The 23,494-nt window shown below is 59.3% G+C and carries 27 protein-coding genes and 4 tRNA genes; 19 read left to right on the top strand and 12 right to left on the bottom strand.

The window, feature by feature from the left end; genetic code table 11:
• Positions 1 to 20: 20 nt before the first annotated feature.
• Positions 21 to 1,367 (bottom strand): MFS transporter, encoded by a 1,347-nt coding sequence (locus SB725_RS26580; protein ID WP_027925406.1) that lies wholly within the window; start codon positions 1,365 to 1,367, stop codon positions 21 to 23.
• 271 nt (positions 1,368 to 1,638) lie between these two features.
• Here SB725_RS26580 and SB725_RS26575 point away from each other — a divergent pair, with 271 nt between their 5' ends.
• Positions 1,639 to 2,355, top strand: a complete 717-nt coding sequence (locus tag SB725_RS26575; protein WP_194941044.1) for a FadR/GntR family transcriptional regulator — start codon at positions 1,639 to 1,641, stop codon at positions 2,353 to 2,355.
• 13 nt (positions 2,356 to 2,368) lie between these two features.
• On the opposite strand, the gene SB725_RS26570 is transcribed toward SB725_RS26575, so the two are convergent.
• Positions 2,369 to 3,286 (bottom strand): DMT family transporter, encoded by a 918-nt coding sequence (locus SB725_RS26570; protein ID WP_410922829.1) that lies wholly within the window; start codon positions 3,284 to 3,286, stop codon positions 2,369 to 2,371.
• Between the two features lie 97 nt (positions 3,287 to 3,383).
• Between SB725_RS26570 and SB725_RS26565 the strand changes: the two genes are divergently transcribed.
• Positions 3,384 to 4,247 (top strand): LysR substrate-binding domain-containing protein, encoded by an 864-nt coding sequence (locus SB725_RS26565; RefSeq protein WP_059182490.1) that lies wholly within the window; start codon positions 3,384 to 3,386, stop codon positions 4,245 to 4,247.
• 9 nt (positions 4,248 to 4,256) lie between these two features.
• On the opposite strand, the gene yegQ is transcribed toward SB725_RS26565, so the two are convergent.
• Positions 4,257 to 5,588 (bottom strand): tRNA 5-hydroxyuridine modification protein YegQ, encoded by a 1,332-nt coding sequence (yegQ, locus tag SB725_RS26560; protein WP_027925402.1) that lies wholly within the window; start codon positions 5,586 to 5,588, stop codon positions 4,257 to 4,259.
• 177 nt (positions 5,589 to 5,765) lie between these two features.
• On the opposite strand from yegQ, the gene SB725_RS26555 reads away from it, so the two are divergent.
• The gene (locus tag SB725_RS26555) at positions 5,766 to 6,827 is read left to right on the top strand and encodes an AI-2E family transporter (protein WP_059182492.1); all 1,062 of its coding nucleotides are present in this window, start codon (positions 5,766 to 5,768) and stop codon (positions 6,825 to 6,827) included.
• On the opposite strand, the gene SB725_RS26550 is transcribed toward SB725_RS26555, so the two are convergent.
• The 3 genes from SB725_RS26550 to SB725_RS26540 all read right to left on the bottom strand — a co-directional run bounded on the left by SB725_RS26550 (position 6,824) and on the right by SB725_RS26540 (position 7,904).
• A complete protein-coding gene (locus SB725_RS26550) occupies positions 6,824 to 7,006 on the bottom strand; it encodes a hypothetical protein (RefSeq protein WP_027925400.1) in 183 nt (60 codons plus the stop codon). The genes SB725_RS26555 and SB725_RS26550 overlap by 4 nt on opposite strands.
• A 100-nt stretch (positions 7,007 to 7,106) precedes the next feature.
• Positions 7,107 to 7,301 carry a hypothetical protein gene (locus SB725_RS26545; RefSeq protein ID WP_027925399.1) on the bottom strand — a complete coding sequence of 65 codons (195 nt, stop codon included), beginning with the start codon at positions 7,299 to 7,301 and terminating at the stop codon, positions 7,107 to 7,109.
• A gap of 231 nt (positions 7,302 to 7,532) precedes the next feature.
• Entirely contained in the window at positions 7,533 to 7,904 is a 372-nt protein-coding gene (locus tag SB725_RS26540) for a hypothetical protein (protein WP_027925398.1), read from the bottom strand.
• A 245-nt stretch (positions 7,905 to 8,149) separates the two neighbouring features.
• Between SB725_RS26540 and SB725_RS26535 the strand changes: the two genes are divergently transcribed.
• Both SB725_RS26535 and SB725_RS26530 read left to right on the top strand, forming a co-directional pair.
• On the top strand, positions 8,150 to 8,968 hold the full coding sequence (locus SB725_RS26535) for a shikimate 5-dehydrogenase (RefSeq protein ID WP_027925397.1): 819 nt from the start codon (positions 8,150 to 8,152) through the stop codon (positions 8,966 to 8,968).
• 24 nt (positions 8,969 to 8,992) lie between these two features.
• Positions 8,993 to 9,511 carry a cupin domain-containing protein gene (locus tag SB725_RS26530; RefSeq protein ID WP_059182493.1) on the top strand — a complete coding sequence of 173 codons (519 nt, stop codon included), beginning with the start codon at positions 8,993 to 8,995 and terminating at the stop codon, positions 9,509 to 9,511.
• Between the two features lie 167 nt (positions 9,512 to 9,678).
• Here the strand turns inward: SB725_RS26530 and SB725_RS26525 are convergent, their stop codons facing one another.
• Entirely contained in the window at positions 9,679 to 10,326 is a 648-nt protein-coding gene (locus tag SB725_RS26525; protein ID WP_027925395.1) for a YceH family protein, read from the bottom strand.
• A gap of 311 nt (positions 10,327 to 10,637) precedes the next feature.
• Between SB725_RS26525 and SB725_RS26520 the strand changes: the two genes are divergently transcribed.
• From SB725_RS26520 to SB725_RS26505, 4 genes are all read left to right on the top strand, one after another.
• A complete protein-coding gene (locus SB725_RS26520) occupies positions 10,638 to 11,378 on the top strand; it encodes a glycosyltransferase family 2 protein (RefSeq protein ID WP_059182495.1) in 741 nt (246 codons plus the stop codon).
• On the top strand, positions 11,375 to 11,653 hold the full coding sequence (locus tag SB725_RS26515; RefSeq protein WP_027925393.1) for a lipid-A-disaccharide synthase N-terminal domain-containing protein: 279 nt from the start codon (positions 11,375 to 11,377) through the stop codon (positions 11,651 to 11,653). The genes SB725_RS26520 and SB725_RS26515 overlap by 4 nt, the downstream gene beginning before the upstream one ends.
• Before the next feature lie 3 nt (positions 11,654 to 11,656).
• Positions 11,657 to 13,066, top strand: coding sequence for an ArnT family glycosyltransferase (locus tag SB725_RS26510; protein WP_027925392.1), 1,410 nt, complete (start codon positions 11,657 to 11,659; stop codon positions 13,064 to 13,066).
• Between the two features lie 93 nt (positions 13,067 to 13,159).
• Positions 13,160 to 13,669: a DUF1993 family protein gene (locus SB725_RS26505; RefSeq protein WP_027925391.1), complete on the top strand. Its 510-nt coding sequence runs from the start codon at positions 13,160 to 13,162 to the stop codon at positions 13,667 to 13,669.
• A gap of 132 nt (positions 13,670 to 13,801) precedes the next feature.
• Here the strand turns inward: SB725_RS26505 and sstT are convergent, their stop codons facing one another.
• On the bottom strand, positions 13,802 to 15,034 hold the full coding sequence (gene sstT, locus SB725_RS26500; protein ID WP_027925390.1) for a serine/threonine transporter SstT: 1,233 nt from the start codon (positions 15,032 to 15,034) through the stop codon (positions 13,802 to 13,804).
• Positions 15,035 to 15,441: 407 nt separating this feature from the next.
• Between sstT and SB725_RS26495 the strand changes: the two genes are divergently transcribed.
• On the top strand, positions 15,442 to 16,596 hold the full coding sequence (locus SB725_RS26495; RefSeq protein WP_027925389.1) for an MFS transporter: 1,155 nt from the start codon (positions 15,442 to 15,444) through the stop codon (positions 16,594 to 16,596).
• Positions 16,597 to 16,600: 4 nt separating this feature from the next.
• Here the strand turns inward: SB725_RS26495 and nhaR are convergent, their stop codons facing one another.
• On the bottom strand, positions 16,601 to 17,500 hold the full coding sequence (gene nhaR, locus SB725_RS26490; protein WP_027925388.1) for a transcriptional activator NhaR: 900 nt from the start codon (positions 17,498 to 17,500) through the stop codon (positions 16,601 to 16,603).
• A 135-nt stretch (positions 17,501 to 17,635) separates the two neighbouring features.
• On the opposite strand from nhaR, the gene SB725_RS26485 reads away from it, so the two are divergent.
• Together SB725_RS26485 and SB725_RS26480 are read left to right on the top strand one after the other, a co-directional pair.
• A complete protein-coding gene (locus SB725_RS26485; RefSeq protein WP_027925387.1) occupies positions 17,636 to 17,878 on the top strand; it encodes a hypothetical protein in 243 nt (80 codons plus the stop codon).
• Between the two features lie 26 nt (positions 17,879 to 17,904).
• Entirely contained in the window at positions 17,905 to 18,654 is a 750-nt protein-coding gene (locus SB725_RS26480) for a TerC family protein (protein ID WP_027925386.1), read from the top strand.
• A gap of 75 nt (positions 18,655 to 18,729) precedes the next feature.
• On the opposite strand, the gene SB725_RS26475 is transcribed toward SB725_RS26480, so the two are convergent.
• Positions 18,730 to 18,900 carry a hypothetical protein gene (locus tag SB725_RS26475; RefSeq protein WP_172825935.1) on the bottom strand — a complete coding sequence of 57 codons (171 nt, stop codon included), beginning with the start codon at positions 18,898 to 18,900 and terminating at the stop codon, positions 18,730 to 18,732.
• Positions 18,901 to 19,122: 222 nt separating this feature from the next.
• Here SB725_RS26475 and SB725_RS26470 point away from each other — a divergent pair, with 222 nt between their 5' ends.
• From SB725_RS26470 to SB725_RS26460, 3 genes are all read left to right on the top strand, one after another.
• A complete protein-coding gene (locus SB725_RS26470; RefSeq protein ID WP_194941039.1) occupies positions 19,123 to 19,794 on the top strand; it encodes a peptidase C39 family protein in 672 nt (223 codons plus the stop codon).
• Between the two features lie 95 nt (positions 19,795 to 19,889).
• Positions 19,890 to 20,096 (top strand): DUF6021 family protein, encoded by a 207-nt coding sequence (locus SB725_RS26465; RefSeq protein ID WP_027925384.1) that lies wholly within the window; start codon positions 19,890 to 19,892, stop codon positions 20,094 to 20,096.
• Positions 20,097 to 20,113: 17 nt separating this feature from the next.
• Positions 20,114 to 20,329, top strand: a complete 216-nt coding sequence (locus SB725_RS26460; protein WP_027925383.1) for a hypothetical protein — start codon at positions 20,114 to 20,116, stop codon at positions 20,327 to 20,329.
• 54 nt (positions 20,330 to 20,383) lie between these two features.
• Here the strand turns inward: SB725_RS26460 and pbpG are convergent, their stop codons facing one another.
• Together pbpG and folD are read right to left on the bottom strand one after the other, a co-directional pair.
• Positions 20,384 to 21,322, bottom strand: a complete 939-nt coding sequence (gene pbpG / locus SB725_RS26455; RefSeq protein ID WP_027925382.1) for a D-alanyl-D-alanine endopeptidase — start codon at positions 21,320 to 21,322, stop codon at positions 20,384 to 20,386.
• A gap of 225 nt (positions 21,323 to 21,547) precedes the next feature.
• Entirely contained in the window at positions 21,548 to 22,402 is an 855-nt protein-coding gene (folD, locus tag SB725_RS26450) for a bifunctional methylenetetrahydrofolate dehydrogenase/methenyltetrahydrofolate cyclohydrolase FolD (protein ID WP_027925381.1), read from the bottom strand.
• A gap of 274 nt (positions 22,403 to 22,676) precedes the next feature.
• Between folD and SB725_RS26445 the strand changes: the two genes are divergently transcribed.
• The 4 genes from SB725_RS26445 to SB725_RS26430 all read left to right on the top strand — a co-directional run bounded on the left by SB725_RS26445 (position 22,677) and on the right by SB725_RS26430 (position 23,156).
• Positions 22,677 to 22,753, top strand: a tRNA-Arg gene (locus tag SB725_RS26445).
• Between the two features lie 32 nt (positions 22,754 to 22,785).
• Positions 22,786 to 22,861 (top strand) — tRNA-His (locus SB725_RS26440).
• 57 nt (positions 22,862 to 22,918) lie between these two features.
• Positions 22,919 to 23,003 (top strand) — tRNA-Leu (locus tag SB725_RS26435).
• Positions 23,004 to 23,080: 77 nt separating this feature from the next.
• Positions 23,081 to 23,156: transfer RNA gene (locus SB725_RS26430), tRNA-His, on the top strand.
• Positions 23,157 to 23,494 lie beyond the last annotated feature (338 nt).

Below are 23,494 nucleotides of genomic sequence, written 5' to 3'. Positions count from 1 at the left end.
TTGTCCTTATAAACAACGGATCAGGCGTGGTTGGGCGTTGGTTTGCCCAGCGCAGCGGCCGGTGCGGTTTTGGGTGTGTTGCGTGCGGCAAAGACAATGATTGCGGCGATGATCGAGGTCGCGGCCAACCCGTACAGGCCGCCCTGAATCGAACCGGTGTGCTCCTCCAGCAGACCGAAGGTGGTCGGCGCCACGAACCCGCCGAGGTTGCCCACCGAGTTGATCAACGCGATCACGCCAGCGGCGATCCGCGCATCCAGATACGCCTGGGGGATCGGCCAGAACAGCGACGAAGCGGACTTGAAACCCAGTGCCGCAAAGCAGATTGCAACAAAGGCAAAGATCGGCCCGCCCGTGGTCGACATGAACATCCCGGCGGCGGCAATCAACAGCGCAGCAGCCACCCAGGCTTGCTGGTGTTTCCATTTGGCGGACAGCGAAGCGAAGGCATACATGCCGATAATCGACAGCAGCCAAGGGATCGAGTTGAACAGCCCGACCTGAATGTCGCTGAGGTCGCCCATCTTCTTGATGATGCTCGGCAGCCAGAAGGTCGCGGCATAGATGGTCAGCTGAATGAAGAAGTAGATCAGGCAGAACAGAATGATCTGGCGATCCTTGAGCAGTTTGCCCAACGACGGTTTGATCGGCGTCGCGGCTTCGCGGGCCAGCTGTTCGTTTTCGATGGCGTTGACCAGCGCATCCTGTTCTTCGCGGCTCAGCCATTTGGCGTCGTGGGGTTTGGAGTCCAGCCAGAACCAGACGAACACGCACAGCCCGACGGAAAACATCCCTTCAATGAAGTACATCCACTGCCAGCCGTGCAACCCGAAACCGTCGAGTTGCAGAAGCAACCCGGACAGCGGGCCGGAGATCAGCGAGGCCACTGCCGAGCCACTGAGAAAGATCGCGATCGCCTTGCCGCGCTCAACCCCTGGCAACCACCGCGTGAAGTAATAAATCACCCCCGGAAAGAACCCGGCCTCGGCCACGCCCAGCAGGAATCGCAGGATGTAGAAGTGGGTTTCGTTCTGGATGAACGCCATGCCGGCGGCCACCAGGCCCCAGGTCAGCATGATGCGGGTCAGCCAGATTCGTGCGCCGACTTTTTGCAGGAGGATGTTGGAAGGGACTTCGAACAGCGCGTAACCGATGAAGAACAGCCCGGCCCCGAGACCGTAGGCGGCAGCGCCGATCCCCAGGTCGTGTTCCATATGGGCGCGGACGAAGCCGATGTTCACACGGTCGATGTAGTTGACGATGAACATGATGACGAACAGCGGCAGGACATGGCGTTTCACTTTTGAGATGGCGGACTTCAGGACCGAATCGGCACCGTCGTGCATCCCTGATACGGATGTATTCACTTGGTTTCTCCCACTGATTATTTTTATGCGGGGTGTTGCGTTGTTGATAGACATCATACAACTGCGTTTTTTTAATGCGCAAGGGGTAATGTCCAACGAAATGGTGAGATTTAAGCGATTTGTTATGCTTTTTTTGGTGTCGCCTGGCGGGCTTCTTACCTGGAATGGGCACGGTTGTTGAGTGTTGTCATACAAGTAGGGCGCTGTTTTCTGAAGATCCCAATCCCGCGCGGTGCTACGATTCCGTTAGCCCCGTTTCCGGATCATCGCCATGCAACCTGACCTCGATACGCCAGCCCCAAGGCGCAGCCACAACCTCGCTCACGACCTGGTCGCCAAGCTGACCCAGAGCATCTTGCTGGGCCAGATGTTGCCGGGGGACAAGCTGCCGTCGGAAAACTCGATCGTTCAGGCACACGGCGTCAGTCGCACCGTGGTGCGTGAGGCGATCTCGAAATTGCAGGCGTCGGGGCTGGTGGAAACCCGTCACGGCATCGGCACGTTTGTCATCGAACGCGCGCCGGAGCAAGGCTTGCGGCTGAATGTCGATACAGCATTGGGAGTGCGCAGCATTCTGGAGTTGCGCATGGGCCTGGAAACCCAGGCCGCGGCGCTGGCGGCGACGCGTCGTACGGAGCTGCAATTGGCACAGATGCGTGAAGCGCTGGACGATTATCAGAGCTTGCTGGCCAACAACGACAGTTGCGTCGAGGCGGACAAGCGCTTCCACCTGTTGATCGCCGAAGCCACCGGCAATGTGTGTTTCACCGACATCATGCAGCACTTGGGCAGTGCGATGATCCCGCGCACCCGCCTCAATGCCGCCGAGCGCGGAGCGGCGGATCTGAGCAAGCTGGGGCAACTCGCCAACCTCGAACACGAGGCGATTCTCAACGCCATCAAGCGTCAGGATCCGGACGCGGCGCGGGCGGCGATGTGGTTGCACCTGACCAACAGCCGCGACCGCTTTTCCGCAGGCGGCGCCTGAGTCGCCGCTTGGGTCATGACCGGGCGGGACTCGCCGCGATTCCCGTAGGCCGGCGCTCCAGATTCAGCGCCAGCACACTGATCAACACCACGAGGGCACCGACGCCGACCGTCAGCGTTGGCTGTTCGCCCAAGGCATAGGCCGCCATGGCCATCGCCGTCGGCGGGATCAGGTACAGCGTCATGCTGGCGCGGCTCAAGTCCACGTGCGCCAGCACAAACGCCCAGGCCAGATAAGCCAGCGCACTGGGAAACACGCCCAACGCCATCACCGCCCACTGCACATGTGCCGGTGCGCCGACGACCTCGCTGGCCAGTCCCGGCAGGTAGATCAGGAGCAGCGCCGTGCCCGACCACACCGTGTAACACACCAGCGTCAGACCGTCGTAGCGCCCGGTTTGATGCTTCTGCAAGGCGAAGTAAAAACTCCACGACACCGCTGCCAGCAGGATCAGCCATCCGTGAACGTCGACGCTGCCCAGTCCGCGATCACCGGCCACCACAATCACCACGCCGACCAGTCCCGCCACGATGCAACCCCAGCGCCAGAAGCTGACCCGGTCCTTGAACACAAAGCGCGCCAGTAACGTGCTGAACAACGGCGTCGATTGCGCCAGCACGCTGGAGGCGCCAGCGCTGACATGCTGTTGCCCGATGTTGAGCACGACGTGATGCAGGCTCACCGCGAAAAAACCGAGCACCATCAGCAGCGGCAGGTCGCGAAGCCTGGGCAGACTGATACCTTTGAACGCGGCAATGACCGCCATGAACGCCGAGGCAATCAGAAACCTCAGCAGGGCCAGATGGCCGGGGTCGTAGGCCTGCAATCCGATATGAATGCCCGTTGGCGAATAACCCCAGCAGGCGATGACAAAGGCCATCGCCAGGATGATTTTGAGTGGCGAGTGGGCGGGGCGGGTGAGTGGCTTCATGGTGGGGCACCTTGGGTGTATGTGCCGAGTATCTGAAGCCGAACAGCTCACCACAACTGACTTATACTGCGTCGACGGTTCACTTTTGGTGATGATTATGGAGCTGGCGCAGATTCGCATGTTCAAGACTGTGGCCGACGTCGGCAGCATCGCTCGGGCCGCCGAGTTGCTGCATTGCGTGCCGTCCAATATCACGGCGCGGATCAAGGCGCTGGAGACGGAGTTGGGCGTGGCGCTGTTTCTGCGTGAGGGCCGGGGCCTGCGCATCAGCCCGGCGGGGCAGACATTTTTGTCTTACGCCTCGAAAATCCTCGCGCTGACCGTTGAAGCCAAACGCGCACTGGACCCGTCCGCTGACCCTTCCGGGCCGCTGCGCATCGGCGCCATCGAGTCCTCGGCCACCGGCCGGCTACCGCGCCTGCTGGCGAAATTCCACAAGCGCTATCCCGCGGTTGCGCTGGAACTGACCACCGGCACCTGGGGCCAACTACTGGATGACACACTTAACCATCGGCTCGACGGTGCGATTGTCGCGGTGGATGTCGAACGCTCCCAACTCAAGCGCACGCCGATGTACCGCGAAGAGCTGTTGCTGATTGCCTCGACATCGTTGGGGCCGGTGCGTGGCATCGCGGATTTGCAGGACAAGACCGTATTCATGTGGCCCCAGGGCTGTCCGTACCGGGCGGCGCTGGAACATTGGTTGCTGCGTCAGGGGCAGGCGCTGCCGATTGTCAGCCTGGCCAGTTATGGCGCGATTGTCGGGTGCGTCAGCGCGGGAGCCGGCGTCGCGCTGGTGCCTAAAGGGGTGTTTGATCAGTACGCCAAAGGGGCAGGGTGTGCTGGGTTTGAGTTTCCGGAGCTGACGGCCATCGACAACCTGTTTTACTGGCATGAAAACGCCGGGGTTCACCCGGCGCGGGAGGCGTTTGTGGCGATGTTGCGCGAGGAGTTCGCGTGATCCACAGGGTTACGCGGTGATTGCGCAGACATCCCGCATCAACAACCCGAACCTCAGATCCACCGCATCCGGAATCGGCACATACACCGTATGCCCATCCCCCGGTGCCACTTCAATGGATTCACCTCTGACGTTGTGCAGTTGATGCAAATCGAAATGAAAGTTGCCCTTGGGCGTCATCAGTTCCAGATGATCCCCCAGCGCAAACCGGTTCTTCACCTTGATCTCCGCCATCCGGTCACGCCGCTCACCGGTCAACTCCCCGACAAACTGCTGTCGCTCGGACACCGAACTGCCGTGCTGATAATTCTGGTATTCGTCATGCACATGCCGACGCAAAAAGCCTTCGGTGTAGCCACGCTGTGCCAATGACTCCAGATCGGTCATCAGGCTGCGGTCGAACTCACGCCCGGCGACGGCATCGTCGATGGCCTGCCGATACACCTGCGTGGTGCGTGCGCAATAGAAGTGGGATTTGGTCCGGCCCTCGATCTTCAGCGAATGCACGCCCATGTGCGTCAGACGCTCGACATGCTGCACGGCGCGCAGGTCCTTGGCATTCATGATGTAAGTGCCGTGCTCGTCCTCGAAGGCGGGCATCAACTCATCCGGCCGATTGGCCTCCTGCAACAGGAACACCTGGTCGGTGGGCGCGCCGATGCCCAGGGTCGGTTCGGGCTGATACTGTTGGACGATCTCGCCCAGCTGGTTTTCCGTGGCTTCCTGCGCCGAATATTTCCAGCGGCAGGCATTGGTGCAACTGCCTTGATTGGCATCGCGCTTGTTCATGTAGCCCGACAGCAGGCAGCGCCCGGAATACGCCATGCACAACGCGCCGTGGACAAACACCTCCAGTTCCATCGCCGGCACTTGCTGGCGGATTTCGCCGATTTCTTCCAGGGACAGTTCCCGCGACAGGATGATCCGGCTCAAGCCCTGTTGCTGCCAGAACTCGACACTCGCCCAGTTCACTGTGTTGGCCTGCACCGAGAGATGAATCGGCATCTGCGGGAAGTGCCGGCGCACCAGCATGATCAAGCCCGGATCGGACATGATCAGCGCGTCCGGCGCCATGGCGATCACCGGCGCCAGGTCCTTGAGGAAGGTCTTGAGCTTGGCGTTGTGCGGCGCAATGTTCACCACCACGTAAAAACGCTTGCCCTGGGCCTGGGCTTCCTGGATGCCGAGGGCGAGGTTGGCGTGATCGAATTCGTTATTGCGCACCCGCAAGCTGTAGCGCGGTTGGCCGGCGTACACCGCATCGGCGCCGTAAGCGAAGGCATAACGCATGTTTTTCAGGGTGCCGGCGGGGGCGAGCAGTTCGGGGGCAAGAAGAGTCATGGCGGGGGCAGTCGCAAAAACCGTGGAGGGTAAGCGCGTTGCCGGCGGCGTTCATTGATCTGGATCTATGCTTGATGAACAAACGGATGGCACTCGCGCGAACCGTGGCGGACTAAGCAATAAGGACGGCTCTTCATTTCAGGAGTCTGAGTCCCTGCGCACTGACACGGATCGGACATGAACGAAGAAACCGTAAAAAACAAATCACTGGTGATCTTGCTGGGACTGGTGACTGCCGCGTTTATCTGGATTTTGTTGCCGTTCTACGGCGCGGTGTTCTGGGCGGTGATCCTCGGCATCCTCTTTGCGCCGATGCAACGTCGACTGCAATTGAAGCTGGGCTGGGAGCGCAACCTGACGTCGCTGCTGACGCTGAGTATCAGCCTGCTGATTGCGATCCTGCCGGTGATCGTCCTCAGTTTCTTCCTCGTTCAGGAAGGCGCGATGCTGTACAAAAACATCGAAAGCGGAGAATTGGACATTGCGGGGTACGTGTCGCACTTCAAGCACAGCTTGCCGCCGTACTTCCAGCACCTGCTTGACCGGTTCGGCATAGGAGAGCTGGACGGGCTGCGCGAGAAAATCATCAAGAGCGCGGTGACGGGTAATGAGTATTTCGCCACTCAGGTGTTCAGTTTCGGCCAGGGCACGTTTGATTTTGTGGTGAGTTTTTTCATCATGCTCTACCTGCTGTATTTCTTTCTGCGTGACGGCGCCGAGCTGGCACGCAAAGTTCGCGCGGCCGTGCCGTTGGAGGAGCACCAGAAGCGTCGGTTGCAACTCAAGTTCAATCGCGTGGTGCGGGCGACGGTGAAGGGCAACCTGCTGGTGGCGATCACCCAGGGCGCCTTGGGTGGTTTGATTTTCTGGTTTCTGGACATCCCGAGCGCATTGCTCTGGGCGGTGCTGATGGCGTTTCTGTCGCTGTTGCCAGCGGTGGGGGCGGGAATCATCTGGGCGCCGGTAGCGGCGTTTTTCCTGCTCAGCGGGGCGATGTGGCAGGGCGTGGTGCTGGGCTTGTACGGGGTTTTTGTGATCGGCCTGGTGGATAACGTGCTGCGACCGATCCTGGTGGGCAAGGACACCAAGATGCCGGATTACCTGATCCTTATCTCGACCCTCGGCGGTCTCGCGATCTTTGGCCTCAACGGCTTCGTCATCGGGCCGCTGATCGCGGCCCTGTTCATGTCGAGCTGGGCCATCTTCATTGAAACCAAACCGAAAGTGCAGTTGCCTTAGGCGCTGAGTCGGCCTTGGCCGATACGGTGCGACAAGGCCTGGGCGGCGGGCAGCGAAGTGAGTGGGCCGCTGATCGCTTCACCGTCCTGCATCAGGTACCAACAGGCGAGCAATCCCAGCTCTCTGAGCGGTGCGGGAACGGCGCTGCCAACAACGGACATGATCTGAACCTGAGACATAAGTACCTCCATCAATCGATGGAGTTACCTTACGGACCCAGCGCTGAAACGGACAATCAACGCTTTCGATAGTCGTCATTGATGCCGATGAGTATCGGCCTCACTCGACCACCAGATCCAGCATGTGAATCACTTCCTGCTCGTTGAGCAGGCCTTTGCGCACCAGGTTTTCGGCCAGCAGCGAAAGGAACTTGGCGCTGCGATGGCCTTCCAGGTGCTTGAGTTCGGTCAAGGCGTCATACACCTTGCTGGAAGTGCACAAACCGACATTGCGGTGCGGGTTTTGCGTGGGCATAAGGTCGTCCTTGTTGTTATCAACCTGTTATTTGCGGACAGGTCCAAGCTTGCGGACCTGACATGACATAAATATGACCGTTTGGCGCAAGGCGAGGGCGGGTCGAGTCAATCTTGCCAACTTGCGCCGCCGACGCTGTCTCCACAGCGACCTTGACGCGATTTATCCAGACGTTCGCCGACGAACGGTCACAAAAAAGCCCCGCTGTTGAGGCAGGGCCTGGTGAGGGTGTTACCAGTGGCCATAACCGCGGGGAGGGCCGTAGTAACCGCGCGGCGCGTAGTAACCACGTGGCGGGCCATAGTAAACCGGTGGTGGCCCGTAATAGACCGGCTGTTGCACGTAGACCGGTGCCGGCTGGTAATAAACCGGTGGTGGTTGTTGTACATAAACCGGCGCTGGCTGGTAAACCGGTTGAGGTTGTACATAGACCGGCCGATTGGCATTAATCAGGGCCGAACCGACGATGGCCGTACCCACCAGCGCGCCAAAGACCGCTGGTCCTTGCCAGCAATTACCACAACCACCGCCATGGGCTTGTGCCTGCCCTGCGACAGCGAGTGCGCCGATCAGCAAGGCAACTGTGGGGATTTTACGGATCATGATAATTCCTCGGTTCTTCGACCCGGCGCTTGCGTCTGCAATAGACCCAAGCGTTGTCGCGGGGATACTTCTAAGACAGCATTTTTTCCAAAATCAGCACAGCAAATAGGTAAATTTTGTGTAAGGTCTGTACCGGTTTCCTGACGGTTCGCACCCGTGCCCACCGCCATGCCGTTATGATCGAACAGACCCGATGGAATGGCTAATCCCGTCCATCTGAAAGTGCTTTAGAAGGAGAAAGTTTCATGCAGATGAACCCCAACCGAGACACCCAACTGTGCATGTCGCTGTCCGGGCGCCCAGGCAACTTCGGCCTGCGCTTTCACAATCATCTGTACGAACAATTAGGCCTGAATTTCTACTACAAGGCCTTCAGCAGCCAGGATCTGCCCGGCGCCGTGGGCGGTATTCGCGCTTTGGGCATTCGTGGTTGCGGCGTGTCGATGCCATTCAAGGAAGCGTGCATTGCGCTGGTGGATGAGTTGGATGCCTCGGCGGCGGCCATTCAGTCGATCAATACCATCGTCAACACTGACGGCCACTTAAAGGCCTACAACACCGATTACATTGCCATCGAGCAACTGCTCAAGACCCACGAAGTGCCCAAGGATTCGACCTTCGCCCTGCGCGGCAGCGGCGGCATGGCCAAGGCCGTGGCCAGCGCATTGCGCGACGGCGGGTACCAAAACGGCTTGATCGTCGCCCGCAATGAGCGCGCCGGCCGTGCCCTGGCGGAGTCGCTGGGTTATCAGTGGCAAGCGCAATTGGGGGCTCAGCGTCCGCAAATGCTGATCAACGTCACGCCAATTGGCATGACGGGTGGCCCGGAGGCCGATCAACTGGCGTTTGATGCTGAAACCATTGCCGCTGCCGAGACTGTCTTCGATGTGGTAGCCATTCCCTCGGAAACACCGCTGATCGTGCGCGGTCGTGCTGAAGGCAAACGGGTGATTACCGGGCTGGAAGTGGTCGCCATCCAGGCACTGGAGCAATTTGTGCTGTACACCGGCATCCGGCCGACCGATGAGCAATTTCACAAAGCCGTGGAATTTGCCCGCAGCTAGGACCCGCAGCCAGGAGGAATCCCCATGCATCCGCGCATTCTCAATCTGAGCCAGGTCGACCTTGAACCGTTGCCCGAAGCCATGGCGCCCACCGGCGATACGGCGGGCCGTTACCAGCAGCGAATGGCCCGTGTCGGTCAGCAATTGGGCGCGCAGAAGCTGGGGTATCGGCTGTACGTGCTGGAACCGGGCATGCGCGGCAGTCCGTTTCACAGCCATCGGGTCAATGAGGAGATGTTTTACGTCGTGGCCGGGGAAGGGGAGGTACGCCTCGGCGCCGAACGTTTCCCGATCCGCGCGGGCGACGTGATTGCCTGCCCGCCGGGAGGTCCGGAGGCGGCGCACCAGATTATCAACACCAGCCGCGGGGAACTGCGCTATCTGGCGGTCAGCACCCAGCAATCGCCGGAGATTTGCGAATATCCCGATTCCGGCAAATACGCGGTGATGGACGACTTTCACGTAGATGCCGAGGGCAATGCCTCAGGCTTCGTCGCCATCGCCCGACCGGGCGACGGTGTGGATTACTGGGACGGCGAGTAACACTCAGGCTAACGAGCATCCTGTAGCAGCTGCCGAGCAGCGCGAGGCTGCGTTCGGTGCGGGCCGCGTTCGGATGAAACCGTCGCAAACCCGGCAATCGGGTTTTATCAGGCAAACCGCGGACGCAGCCTCGCGTTGCTCGTCAGCTGCTACAGGGAGCGGGTGGGTTATTCGAGGCGGGCCAGACGTTCTTCGAGTGCGGCAATTCGCGCTTCGAGCTCTTCGATCCTTTCTACCGATACTCCACCAGAAGCCCCACGTTCCACCGGATTCTGCCGCGCCGCCAGGATAACCTCGATATCCGCCGGGTCACCCAGCGCATGCATGTACCGGTCTTCCCGCTGCCCGGCCTGCTTCGGGATCAACAACGCCAACCCCCGGGCAATCAAACGCTCCAGCTGATGCACCACCTGTTCGGTGTCTTCAAATTCATGCATGCGCCCACTGCGGGTCAGCAATTCATTGACCGTCTGCGGACCGCGCAGGAACAACAACCCCGTCAGAATCACCTGGGCCGGCACCAGTTCCAGCGCCTTGTCGACCTTGTGCTCCCAGCGATCCGCGCGGCTGCCCATCACCAGTTTGGCGAAACCGCGTCCTTCCAGCGCCCGCAGGCTCTGGCCGACCTGGCCCTGGGTCAGGTTCATCACCGGTTCGCGGCTGGTTTTCTGGTTACACGCGATGACCAGGGCATTGAGGGTCAGCGGATAGGTTTCCGGGCTGGTGGCCTGTTTTTCGATCAACGAGCCCAGAATGCGGATTTCCGTGCTGTTAAGTCGTGGCTCGTCGAAGGTCGTTTCTTGCTCAATGCTCATGGTCTGCATCCTTACCCGATTCATGTTTTTCACGTGCGTGGATGCACTTTAGATTGGCAAGCGCCAATGGCAACTGAATTCGTCGTAGCTGCTAGGCTGTGATGACGAAACATAGATGAAATATTAACGCCATTTTTACAATCGGGCAGGCACCGTAGGCGGGCCCGCGCGACCTAGTGCGTGTGCACTCAAGGCACTGTAGCCGCGGGCTGCAGCGTTCCGAACCACTGATCCATGCATCGAGTCAATCGGTGTGCGTCACCTTTATTCGCCCCTGATAACTGAAAAACAAAAAGGGCGAGAGAGACTCCATGAGCCAAGACATTTTTGTATCCGTACTGATTCCCGCCAAAAACGAAGCCAACAACCTCAAGCCGCTGCTTGAGGAAATCCGCGTGGCCCTGGCCGACGAGGCCTACGAAATCATCGTTGTCGACGATGGCAGCACCGATGCCACCCTGCACGAACTGCGGCAGATCCGGCACAACGGCCTGAGCACCTTGCGCATCCTGCACCATGAGCGTTCGCTGGGGCAGAGCACGTCGCTTTACCACGCCGCGTTCGAGGCGCGCGGACAATGGCTGGCCACCCTCGATGGCGATGGGCAAAACGACCCGGCGGACATTCCCGGCATGCTGGCGCTGGTGCGCGGCGAGTCAGGCTCGGGGGATGTGCAATTGGTCGCCGGGCATCGGGTCAACCGCCGCGATACTGCCAGCAAACGCTGGGCTTCGCGTTTCGCCAACGGTCTGCGCAGCCGCTTGCTCAAGGACGCTACGCCGGACACTGGCTGTGGGTTGAAGCTGATCGAACGCACGGCGTTTTTGCGCCTGCCGTACTTCGACCACATGCACCGTTTTATTCCGGCACTGATCCAGCGGCACAACGGCCGAATGATCGTCCACCCGGTCAACCACCGCCCGCGCACCGCCGGGGTGTCCAAGTACGGCAACCTCGACCGCGCCTTGGTGGGCATCCTCGACCTGGTCGGGGTCTGGTGGCTGATCAAGCGTACACGCCTGAACACCCAGGCGCAGGAGATTGAAGGATGAACATGTCCCGCGAAGCCCTGTGGCTGGTGGTCGGTTTTGTCGGCCAGATCGCTTTTACCGGGCGCTTTATCCTGCAGTGGCTGTACAGCGAATACAAAAAACGCAGCGTGATCCCGACGAGCTTCTGGTACTTGAGCATCGTCGGCAGCACGCTCCTGCTCGCGTACGCCATTTACCGGGAAGACCCGGTGTTCATCGCCGGCCAGGCCTTCGGCACCCTCGTTTATTTCCGCAATTTACAGTTGATCGCCAAAAGCAAAAACCTGAAGGAGTAGGTCATGCGCGGATCGTTATCGACCCGAAATATTACGTTGCTCGCGGCGGTCGCCATGGCGCTGCTGTTTTTCTGGGGATTGGGCAGTGTGCCGTTTCTCAGCGTCAACGAGGCGCGCCGTGCCGTCACCGTACGGGAAATGCACGAAGCCGGGAGCTGGCTGCTGCCCTACATGAACGGCGATTTGTACCTGTCCAAGCCGCCGTTTTTCTATTGGGCCGGCCTGGTGTCGACGGCCTTGCTGGGCAGTGTGTCCGAGTGGAGCGTGCGGTTGCCTTCGGCACTGGCGGCGACCTTGTGCTGCATCGGCACGTACTGGTACGGCGTTCGGCAGGCCGGGCGCCAGGTCGGTTTGTTCGCGGTGGTATTCCTGGCGGCGAACGGCGCGTTCAGCCTGTTCGCCCGCCGCTCGGAAATCGAGATGCTGTTGACCCTGCTGTGCTTCGGCGCATTGCTGGCGGCGTGGCAGTTCATCTTCCAGCAGGGCCGGGTGCTGTGGAGCCGGCTCAGCTACCTGCTGTTAGGTTGCGCGCTGCTGACCAAAGGGCCGGTTTGCCTGTTGTGGGTGACGGCGCCGATCCTGACGTACGCCTTGATCTACCGCGATGCGCGGGCCAAAGCCTACCTGTGTGACGGCTGGGGCTGGCTGATTGCCGTGGTGCTGGGCAGTTCGTGGTACGTGGCGGTGTCGTTGAGTCAGGGCTGGGGCATCTGGTCGTCGATCATCAGCGAAGACATCATGAACAAGATCGACGGCCAGGGCGCCGAATCCTGGTACGCGTACTTGTTGTATCTGGCCGGTGACTTCTTTCCGTTCTGGCTGATTGTGTTTGTGCAGCCACGCAAGTTTTGGGCAATGATCCGCTCGCGCCGCGAAGCGGCCATGCTGCTGTGTTGCACGCTGCTGCCGCTGCTGATTTTTTCCCTGTTCACCGAAAAGCACGGCAAGTACCTGTTGCCGGTTTACCCGTCCATGGCCTTGCTGCTGGCCATGCACTGGGCCGCCGTGCTCGAAGGTATGCAAGGACGCTGGCGCACCTGCCTGGCCACGGTTCCCTACGTGATGCTGGCCGGGTTTGTGGTGTTTTATGTGTTCGTCGAAGCGCGGGTGCTGTCCCATCGCGTTGGAGGTCTGGAACAGGTCGCCACGCTGGCTGCCGGGCAACCGGGCCAGAAGGCCTACAGCGTCGGTGAACCGGATATCCGTCTGGTCTATTACATGGGCCGGCCGGTGGCGCCGCTGACCCTTGCGCAGTTGCAAGGGGATGAGCGCCCGACGGGACTGCTGTTTGTGCAAGAACCCCTCGACCCGCAATTGCAGAACCTGGCGTCGTGCAAAGTCGGCGAAGTCGAACCCTATCTGAAACCACACCGCGCCGCGCTGCTGGTGCGCATGGGGGGGGAGTGCCATTAAGGTCTGCGGCAGCTGAAAAAGACCCATGGCAGGAGGGGCGGGCATGGCTATAATCGGCCGACGTTTCCCCTCCTGTTACCACACGAGACTGCCATGACCATTTCCCTGTACGACGCCTCCGTCCCTGTTTTCAAGCAAATGCTCACCGCTCTCAGCGATGTGCTGAACAAGGCCGAAGCCCACGCGACCGCCAAGAACATCGACCCGAACGCATTCCTGCAAGCCCGTCTGTTCCCGGACATGTTCCCGCTGGTGCGTCAGGTGCAAATCGCCGTTGATTTCGCCAAAGGCGTTTCTTCGCGTCTGGCCGAAGTTGAAGTGCCGAAGTACGAAGACACCGAAACCACCTTCGCCGAGCTGCAAGCGCTGCTGACCAAGGTTCTGGCCTACATCGCCGAGATCAAGCCGGAGCAGATCAACGGCAAGGAAGGCATCGAGATCGTGACCCGTCCGGGCACCCCTAAAGAGAAGCGCTTCAGTGGCCAGGCTTACCTGCTGAGCTACGGCCTGCCGCAGTTCTTCTTCCACGTCACCACTGCTTATGCATTGCTGCGTCATAACGGTGTGGAAGTGGGCAAGCGCGATTACATGGGCGCGTTCTAAACCGCCCGGGTACAAAAAAGCCCCCGCAGCCGTTGGTTGCGGGGGCTTTTTCATAAGTACGCATTCCTCAACAACACCGCCGCCCCCTGTAGGAGTGAGCCTGCTCGCTCCTACAGGGGGCGGCGGTGTTGGTCAGGCCAGGCGTTCGGCTTTGCGCTCTTCACCTTGGCAAGCCGCCGCCGTGAACAGCACATCCGTGGACGAGTTCAACGCCGTCTCCGCCGAGTCCTGCAACACGCCGATGATGAAACCGACCGCCACCACCTGCATGGCGATTTCACTCGGGATGCCGAACAGGCTGCACGCCAGTGGAATCAGTAACAGCGACCCACCCGCCACACCCGAAGCGCCACAGGCGCAAATCGCTGCGACGACGCTCAGCAGGATCGCGGTCGGAATGTCCACGGCGATGCCCAAGGTATGCACCGCCGCCAGGCTCAGCACGGTGATGGTGATTGCCGCGCCGGCCATGTTGATGGTCGCGCCGAGCGGGATCGACACCGAGTAGGTGTCTTCATGCAGGCCCAGGCGCTTGCTCAATTCCAGATTGACCGGAATGTTCGCCGCCGAACTGCGGGTGAAAAATGCGGTGATGCCGCTCTCTCGCAGGCACATCAGCACCAGCGGATACGGGTTGCGGCGCAGTTTCCAGAACACGATGATCGGGTTCATCACCAGCGCCACGAACAGCATGCAACCAAGCAGCACAGCCAGCAGATGCGCGTAGCCGATCAAGGCACCGAAACCGGAGGTGGCGAGGGTCGAGGCCACCAGGCCAAAAATCCCCAGCGGGGCAAAACGGATCACAAGGCGCACGATCACGGTCACGCCGTTGGACAAGTCGCCCAGCACTTCCCGGGTGGTGTCACCGGCATGGCGAATGGCGATGCCCATGCCGATAGCCCAGGCGAGGATGCCGATGAAGTTGGCGTTCATCAGCGCACTCACTGGGTTATCGACCACGCTCAGCAGCAGGCTTTGCAACACTTCGCCGATACCGCCCGGTGCGGTGACCGCGACGTCTTGCGTGGACAACACCAGATTTGACGGGAACATCATGCTGGCCACCACGGCGACCACCGCCGCCGCGAACGTGCCAAGCAAATACAAAAACAGAATCGGCCGGATATGGGTTTCCTGGCCGTGCTTATGGTTGGCGATCGACGCCATGACCAGCACGAACACCAGAATCGGTGCGACGGCTTTCAGCGCCGAGACGAACACCTTGCCGATAAACGCAGTGGACTTCGCCACTTCAGGCGCAAACAGGGCCAGGGCAATGCCGGCGATCAGGCCGATGATGATTTGCGTGACCAGGGTGGTGCGTTTAAGGCGTTGCAATAGAGAAGGGGATGAAGCAGTCATAAACAGCATCTCTGATTTTTATAGGAGCAGGGTTTCGCAGGTATGCAGCAACAAACAGGGCAGGCCGCAAGCGGGAAACCGGAAAGGGGTGTAATGCCGATCAGTTAAACCATCAGACGATCTGTAGCAGCCGGACGCAGGCTTTGCCAGCTGCTAAAAAAGGTGCGTGATGGCTTGACTGAGCGGCGTCAGCCACAGGGTGTACGTTTTTCAGGGCGCGGACTTTATCACAGCGCAGGATGGATCCTTCAGACCTGTGACGATCTGCCACCCGCGCAATCCACCAGATAAGCAGGTTCGTGCAACCTGCTTTGGACACACTCTGTTAAGATTCGCCATCCTCATTTTCAAGTCTGCCAGTGGGCCTTCGGGCTATTCGCTGGTGTCGTCGTTTTCTGGAGTTGTGCATGCTGTTGCCCATTCTTCTGTTGTCCGCCGCCGGTTTTACGGTGCTGACCACGGAATTCGTCATCGTCGGCCTGTTGCCGGCCATCGCCCGCGACCTTGAAGTCAGCATCCCGCAAGCGGGTTTGCTGGTGACGTTGTTCGCCTTCACCGTCGCCGCTTTCGGGCCGTTCCTGACCGCGTACTTCGCCCGCTTTGAACGCCGCAAGCTGTTCATCTCGGTGCTGATCATGTTCGGTCTGGCCAACACCCTCGCGGCGTTTGCGCCGAATATCTGGGTGATGGCCTTCGCCCGGTTGATTCCCGCACTCGGCTTGCCGGTGTTCTGGGCCTTGGCCAGCGAGACGGCGGTGGACATTGTCGGGCCGGACTACGCCGGGCGGGCCATTGCCAAGATTGGTTTCGGCATTGTCTGCGCCACGGTGTTCGGCATTCCGGTGGGAACGCTGATTTCCGATGCGTTCGGCTGGCGCAGTGCGTTTGGCATTCTGGCGGTCATCGCCTTTGCCAAGGCCTTGCTGCTGTTTATCTACCTGCCGAAAACCAACCTGCACCAGCATCAGGTGAGTTTCCGTTCGCAATTCAAGATCCTGCGCAGCCCACTGATGATCGGCCATGTGCTGCTGTCGATTGTGGTCTTCAGCGGCATGTTTACCGCGTACACCTACCTGGCGGACATCCTTGAGCGCCTCGCCGGTTTCAACGGCACGGTGGTCGGTTGGTGCCTGATGGGCTTCGGCGCGGTCGGGTTGATCGGTAACTCGCTGGGCGGTCGCGCGGTGGACCGTCATCCGCTGATTGCTTCGGTGATGTTTTGCGCGTTCATGATTGCCGGCCTGGTGGCGCTGGTGCCGAACATTCATTCGCCCCTCGGTCTGGCGGCGGCGATGGGCATCTGGGGCGTGACGCAGGCGGCGCTGTTCCTGGTCAGTCATGTGCGCCTGATGAAAGCGGCGCCCGAAGCGCCAGCGTTCGCCGCCTCGCTGAACATTGCCGGGGCCAACCTCGGCATCGGCCTGGGCGCGATGGTCGGGGGGCGGGTGATCGACAACTTCGGTCTGCAAGGCCTTGGGTTCGCGGCCGCCGCTTTTATTCTCGCCTCGATCCTGCTGGCGATTGCGCTGATGACCTTCAAACCACGTGAAATCTGCGCCTGAGGTTCTACAGTTCGGTGAACAGCTCGCGTCGGGCACCTTCGGTAATGGCGACAATGCCGGGGTGCTTGACCTTGCGTTCCACTGAAATGGCGTAGAACGACTCGGTCACGGCGTCGGTCTGGCCAATCACCTCCACGCCATACTGGCGTTTCACTTCATCGGCGATCACGCTCGGGCCGATGAAGATCCCGCTCCCGGACTGACCAAACGCCTGCATCAACGCGCTGTCGTCGAACTCGCCGACAATGCGCGGCTGGATCTGCTGCTCGGCGAACCAGCGCTGCAAGCGGTTGCGCACCACGGTTTCCGGCCCCGGAATCAACAGCGGTGCGCCGTGCAGGCTGCGCGGGAAATCCTGGCCGTACTGCGCAGCCAGTTCCGCGGTGGCGAAGAAGCTGATCCCGCATTCCCCGAGTTTCTGGCTGTAGCCCTTGATGTCCAGGTGCGAAGGCATCGGGCTGTCGGAAATCACCATGTCCAGGCGCTGGATCGCCAGGTCGGCGAGCAACCGTTCGAGTTTGTCTTCGCGACAGGTGATGCGCAGCGGCTCGCTCAATTCCATGGTCGGCGCGATCAGTCGATAAACGATGGACTTGGGCACAACGTCGGCGACACCGACCCGAAACTGAATCTGCTGCTCGTTGGGTTGCGCTCGCAACATCAATTCGAGTTCTCCGCCTAGCTGGAACATCTGCTCGGCGTAGGGCAGGGCCTGACGACCCGCCTCGGTGAGTTCAAGTTGCCGGCCCACCCGTCGAAATAACTCGATGCCGTAGGTTTGCTCGAGCAGGGAAATCTGCCCGCTGATGGTTTGGGGTGTCAGGTTCAGCTGCTCGCAGGCGCGCACGATGCTGCCGGTCTTGGCCACCACCCAGAAGTAATGCAATTGCCGATAGTTGAGCATGACAGTCTACAGTTCGTAAAAACCGAAGTATAACCGCTAAAAATACGAATTTTCCTGAAGTGTTTGCCTCCCTAGAATGCATCGCTATCAACGGGCCATCAACTCGGTGCCGTTTGTTCTAACGAGGGAAGCATCATGAAGATCACCACTGCGGCTGTGCTGTTCGCGTCTTTACTGGTACTGGCCGGTTGCGACCAGGCCGAAAAAAGCGCTCAGCAACTGATGGGCAAGGCTGCTGAAAGCGCCAAACAGGCCATCGACGATACGCACAAAGCCGCCGAACAAGCGCTCAGCGACGCCACCGGCGGCCTGATCAGCAAGAAAGAATCAGCGGGCGAAGACAAAGAAAAAACCGAAGCTTCGTCCCAGGAAATCTAACGTCTAATACGAGTCAGGACTGACCCATGGAATACCTTTTAGAACTTGCTGCAAGCCCTACCGCCTGGGTCGCCCTGGCCACGTTGATTGTCATGGAGATCGTGCTTGGCATCGATAACCTGATCTTCATCTCGATCCTGACCAATAAGCTGCCCGAGCAGCATCGGCAGAAAGCCCGCCGCATCGGTATCGGCATGGCGCTGATCCTGCGCTTGGGTCTGTTGAGCACCATTGCGTTTATCGTCCAGTTGACGGCGCCTGTGATCGACATCCTCGGCCACGCGTTCTCCTGGAAGGACATGATCCTGATTGCCGGCGGCCTGTTCCTGTTGTGGAAAGCCACCACCGAGATCCATCACAGCATGGACCCGGCGCCGGAAGATCCGAAGTCGGCGACGTCGACCGTGACCTTGGGCTTTGCCGCTGCAATCGGTCAGATCCTGATGCTGGATATGGTGTTTTCCATCGACAGTATTATCACTGCGGTCGGCATGACCGAGCATTTGCCGATCATGATCATCGCGGTGGTGGTGTCGGTACTGGTGATGTTGCTGGCGGCTGATCCGTTGGCCAGGTTCATCAACAACAACCCGACGGTGGTGATGCTGGCGCTGGGCTTCCTGATCATGATCGGCATGACGCTGATCGCCGAAGGCTTCGGCGCCCACGTACCGAAAGGCTACGTCTACGCGGCCATGGCGTTCTCGGCAACGATCGAGTGCTTGAACATGATGTCGCGTCGAGCCAAACAGAAGCGCATCACTGCTGATGCTTGATCGGCTGTAAATGAAAAGGCCGCCTGACTACGAAAGTGTTCAGGCGGCCTTTTTTTTGAAGACGGAAAATGCCACTCAGTGCACGGTGGCGTGACGGGCAGCGGACTTTTCGCTGGTTTCCTCAGGCGTTGATTGAATCGGGTGGTGATGGTGCCGCCGGGTAATGCGCAGGACTCCCCACAACATGGCGGCGGCAACGGCCAGCCAGCCGGAAATCAACATCACGATCGTCATTGTCAGGCTCATCGTGCCTCCTCTTTGCCCTGCATCGGGCACACACGCTATGCAACTGACAGTCTAGTCGGTGCTGTGTGTCAGACAATTGACCAAAGGTCGCCTGTCACTAACCAGTTCGCTCTATCGAATGCATGCAACTGCCGGTTAAGGCTATACCGCCGTCACGGGGCATCCTATGATCGACAGCCTAGCCGGGAGCCTGTTGCCCGGCGTCTGAACAAGAGAGTGAAGATGGAGCGGGTATTTTCTCGAATTCGCATGGCGGCGCTGATTGTGGGCTGTGTGGCCGGGTTGGCGGGGTGCGCCGGGAGCGTTGCGCCTGAGATCAAGCGTCTGCCGGAGCGGGTGGAACTCAGCGGTACGTTCTATCGCGGGCAAGCCTTTCAAAGCGGACCGCAAGTGCTGGCCAGCCTGTTGGCACAGCAGGGCATCGTGATTACTCCAGGCTTGCTGGAAAACCCCCTGCATGTGCCGGGCGCCGAGGACCAGCTACAGCAGAATATGCAGAACCTGGCCCGCGAATACGGGATGGTGGTTTATCCACTCGACAGCACGTTGCCCGCATTGTTGACTCAGGTCGCTGCCGGCTATCCGGTGATGGTGCGCTTCACCGAAGGCACCGCGCTCTGGGCTGAGCCGCGCTACGCCATTCTCGCCGGGTACAACCGCAAGAAGCAGACCGTGCTGCTGCGCGCAGGCATGAATCACCGGAACATGATGAGCTTCAGTTCGTTTGAATCGTCGTTCAAGGACGCGGGCGGCTGGGCCGTGCTGATCCAGAAGCCGAACCAGATTCCGGCCAACGTCGATCAGCAGCGTTGGCTCAAGGCCGCGAATGATCTGGGGCAGGCCGGCCAGGAGCAAGCGGCGGCTCGGGCCAAGAAGGCACTGAGCACGCAGTAAGCGTCCGTTCGTCATTCTGCAGGCACTGCTGCCTGCGGCGGCTCTCTAATGGACAGTGCCCGGATTTTTTCCGGGCCACATTCAAGGAGGCGCCCATGGCACATTCCACAACCCCTGTCGGCCCGCATTCATCTGAGCACTCTTCGGGCGATGAGTTGGGTTTCGATCCCGATTCGCCGGACCTTGCCGACCCTCAGGTCGACCCCATCGGTCCCGCCAAGGCGCCCAGGGACGTGAAGCCGGGCGATAACCCCAAGGCACCCGCGAAGCCCTACGATCCCCTCGCAGACCTGAAACCCTGAGCCCTGATGAGGTGTTTATGTCTACCGATTCGAGTTTCGACGACAAACGTCCTGACAGCGTTCCCACAACCCCCCAAGAAGACATCGACCCGGTGATGGATCCGGACAGCCCGTTGCGCGATCCTCTGGCCAGACCGGTGGTGGTGCCGACGGAGCATCCACATGGTTGGAGAGATCCGAGCAAAGGGGACGGCATTCCGGATGACGATCAGATGCCGTTGCCCAACGACTGATGAATGCCAGACAAAAAAAAGCCCCGACGGTCCGGGGCTTTTTTGTAAGTGCTTTTATTTCGAGGCTTCAACCACGCCGCTCTGGCGGTGCTTGAGGTTTTTGTCGGATTTGTATTGCAAGGCAACGGATGGCACGTCTGCGCCCTTGCCGGTCTCGACCCAGTTGCGGATACGGGTGGCGTCGGCAAAGTGGGTGTACTTGCCATAAGCGTCAAGGATGACCAGCGCAACCTGGCGATTACCCATGCTGGTCACCAGCACCAGGCAGTGGCCCGCTTCGTTGGTGAAGCCGGTTTTCGTCAACTGGATGTCCCAGTCCGGTTTGCGTACCAAATGGTCAGTATTGCGGAAACCCAGGCTGTAGTTGGGTTTACGGAACGACACGGTTTTTTCCTTGGTGGTACTCAGTTCGGTCAACAGCGGGTACTTGTGCGCAGCCACCAGCAGTTTGCTCAGGTCACGGGCAGTGGACACGTTACGCGGGGACAGGCCGGTCGGTTCGACGAAGTGGGTGTTGACCATGCCCAGCGCCTTGGCCTTGGCGTTCATCGCGGCGATGAAGGCTGCATAGCCGCCCGGATAGTGGTGGGCCAGGCTCGCTGCGGCGCGGTTTTCAGAAGACATCAGGGCAATCAGCAGCATTTCCTTGCGGGGCATTTCGCTGTTGAGTTTGACCCGGGAAAACACACCCTTCATTTCCGGGGTGTCGCTGATGTTGATGTTGATGTACTCGTCCATGTTCTGTCGGGCTTCAACGATGACCAGGCCGGTCATCAGTTTGCTGACAGATGCAATCGGCACCACCACGTCAGGGTTGCTGGCGTAGATGATTTTGTTCGTCTGCATATCCATGACTAATGAGCTGCCCGAAGCAAGTTTGAGATGTTGTGCATCTCGCGGCGCAGCGGTGGTATCGCCAGCGTTGGCGATTGGCGTGATGAAAGTCCCTGTAACTGCAAAAAATAGGCTCAGGATGGAAAGACGGATTTTCACGCTGGCAGACTCATTATGTGTTGATAAGCCGTTTTGTAACGGGCTATTTCGTAAAAGCGCGACATTCTGGAGTATGGCTGAATAACTGTCGATGGTTGTTCAAGTAACAGGTGAAAGTCCTGTGAAACATGAAAAAAATGTCATTTTCAGGCGGGTGGTAGGGCTTTTTCTTCGGGCAAAAAGAACCCCGCCATGGGCGGGGTCGTTTTATATCTGCTTTGGAACTCAGCTGTGCAGGGTTTCTGCCGCGTACAGTGTGTTTTCCAGCAGGCAGGCACGGGTCATCGGGCCAACGCCGCCCGGTACCGGAGTGATCCAGCCGGCGCGGGGCAGGGCGGTTTCGTAGATCACGTCGCCGACCAGTTTGCCGTCTTCCTGGCGGTTGATCCCGACGTCGATCACGATCGCGCCTTCCTTGATCCACTCACCCTTGACCAGGCCCGGTTTGCCCGCGGCCACCACCACCAGATCGGCACGGCCCACGTGGCCCGCCAGATCCTTTGTAAAGCGGTGGGTGACGGTCACGGTGCAACCGGCCAGCAACAATTCCATCGCCATCGGGCGACCGACAATGTTGGATGCCCCGACAATCACTGCATCCATCCCGTAAAGATCGGCACCGGTGCTTTCCAGCAGGGTCATGATGCCTTTAGGGGTGCAGGGGCGCAGCAGCGGAATACGCTGCGCCAGGCGACCGACGTTATAAGGGTGGAAACCGTCGACGTCTTTATCCGGGCGAATACGCTCCAGCAATTTGGAGGCGTCCAGGTGTTCAGGCAGAGGAAGCTGAAGCAGAACGCCGTCGATTGCCGGGTCGTCGTTCAAACGATCGATCAGATCGGTCAGCGCTTCTTGAGTGGTTTCGGAAGGCAGGTCATAGGCTTGGGATATAAAGCCGACCTCTTCACAGTCTTTACGCTTGTGCGAGACATAAACCTGAGAGGCGGGATCGCTGCCGACCAGGATCACCGCGAGGCCAGGTGTACGCAAGCCTTGCTCGCGACGCTCGGCAACTCGTTTGGCGATCTGCTGGCGCAGGCTGGCGGCGATCGATTTGCCGTCGATTAGTTGTGCAGTCATTGCGCGTGATTAACCATCGAGAGGGGAAAAAAAGAGAACGCATTCTCGCATGTCATGAGGTGAGGGCAAAGGCGCTTGGTCTGCAAATTCCTCTAACTCCTTTAATTAAATGAATTTTTTTTAAAAAGGATTTGACGACCCTCAGGGGGCTCTATACTATTCGTCGCACTTGTCGGGCACAGCCTAGCACTGGTTAAGAAGGTCAAGCGGGACTGCGGTTTCGCAAGGCTGGAAAGCACTTAGTTTGTAGTCCTCCAAGAGTACAAATTACAAGGCGCCCGTAGCTCAGCTGGATAGAGCATCCGCCTTCTAAGCGGATGGTCGCAGGTTCGAGTCCTGCCGGGTGCGCCATTAGGCAGCTTTGGCACAAGTAGCGCAATATGGTGGGCGTAGCTCAGTTGGTAGAGCACGGGATTGTGACTCCCGTTGTCGAGGGTTCGATCCCCTTCGTCCACCCCATATTTCGAAAGGCGCCAGATTAACAGTCTGGCGCCTTTGCTTTAACAGCTTCAACCCGCGGATGTGGTGGAATTGGTAGACACACTGGATTTAGGTTCCAGCGCCGCGAGGCGTAAGAGTTCGAGTCTCTTCATCCGCACCAAATAAAGCTTCATTCATGCCGATTGGCTTGGTTGGGGTCAGCAGGGAAGTTGTTTTACTTCTTTGTCACGCAATATGGTGGGCGTAGCTCAGTTGGTAGAGCACGGGATTGTGACTCCCGTTGTCGAGGGTTCGATCCCCTTCGTCCACCCCATATTTCGAAAGGCGCCAGATTTAACAGTCTGGCGCCTTTTTTGTTTTGGCGGGTTCAGCGACTGCAGGTTCTGAGTCGCAGGGGCAGGGCGTTTCGTCGTATTTGTGTTGCTCGATGATGCCGCGCTGCTCGCCGGCCTTGTTCGCAAGATCGGCTGTCAGGGAGATGATTGGCAACCTCTTCTATATATAGGAGGGTTGGCGCAGGGCCCTGGCGTGATCGGTTGTGTTTGCCATTGGAGCGAGGTGCATTCGTGCATTCGCACCTATAAATTGCCTGCTGCGTTTTTACCCGTTTTCAGTAGGGTGACTTCTTGAGTTTGACCCACTAGAATGCAT

The sequence above is a fragment of the Pseudomonas sp. SIMBA_041 genome (assembly GCF_046535095.1).
Classification (GTDB): Bacteria; Pseudomonadota; Gammaproteobacteria; order Pseudomonadales; family Pseudomonadaceae; genus Aquipseudomonas; species Aquipseudomonas mucoides.
This window is presented reverse-complemented; position numbering and strand designations above follow the sequence as displayed.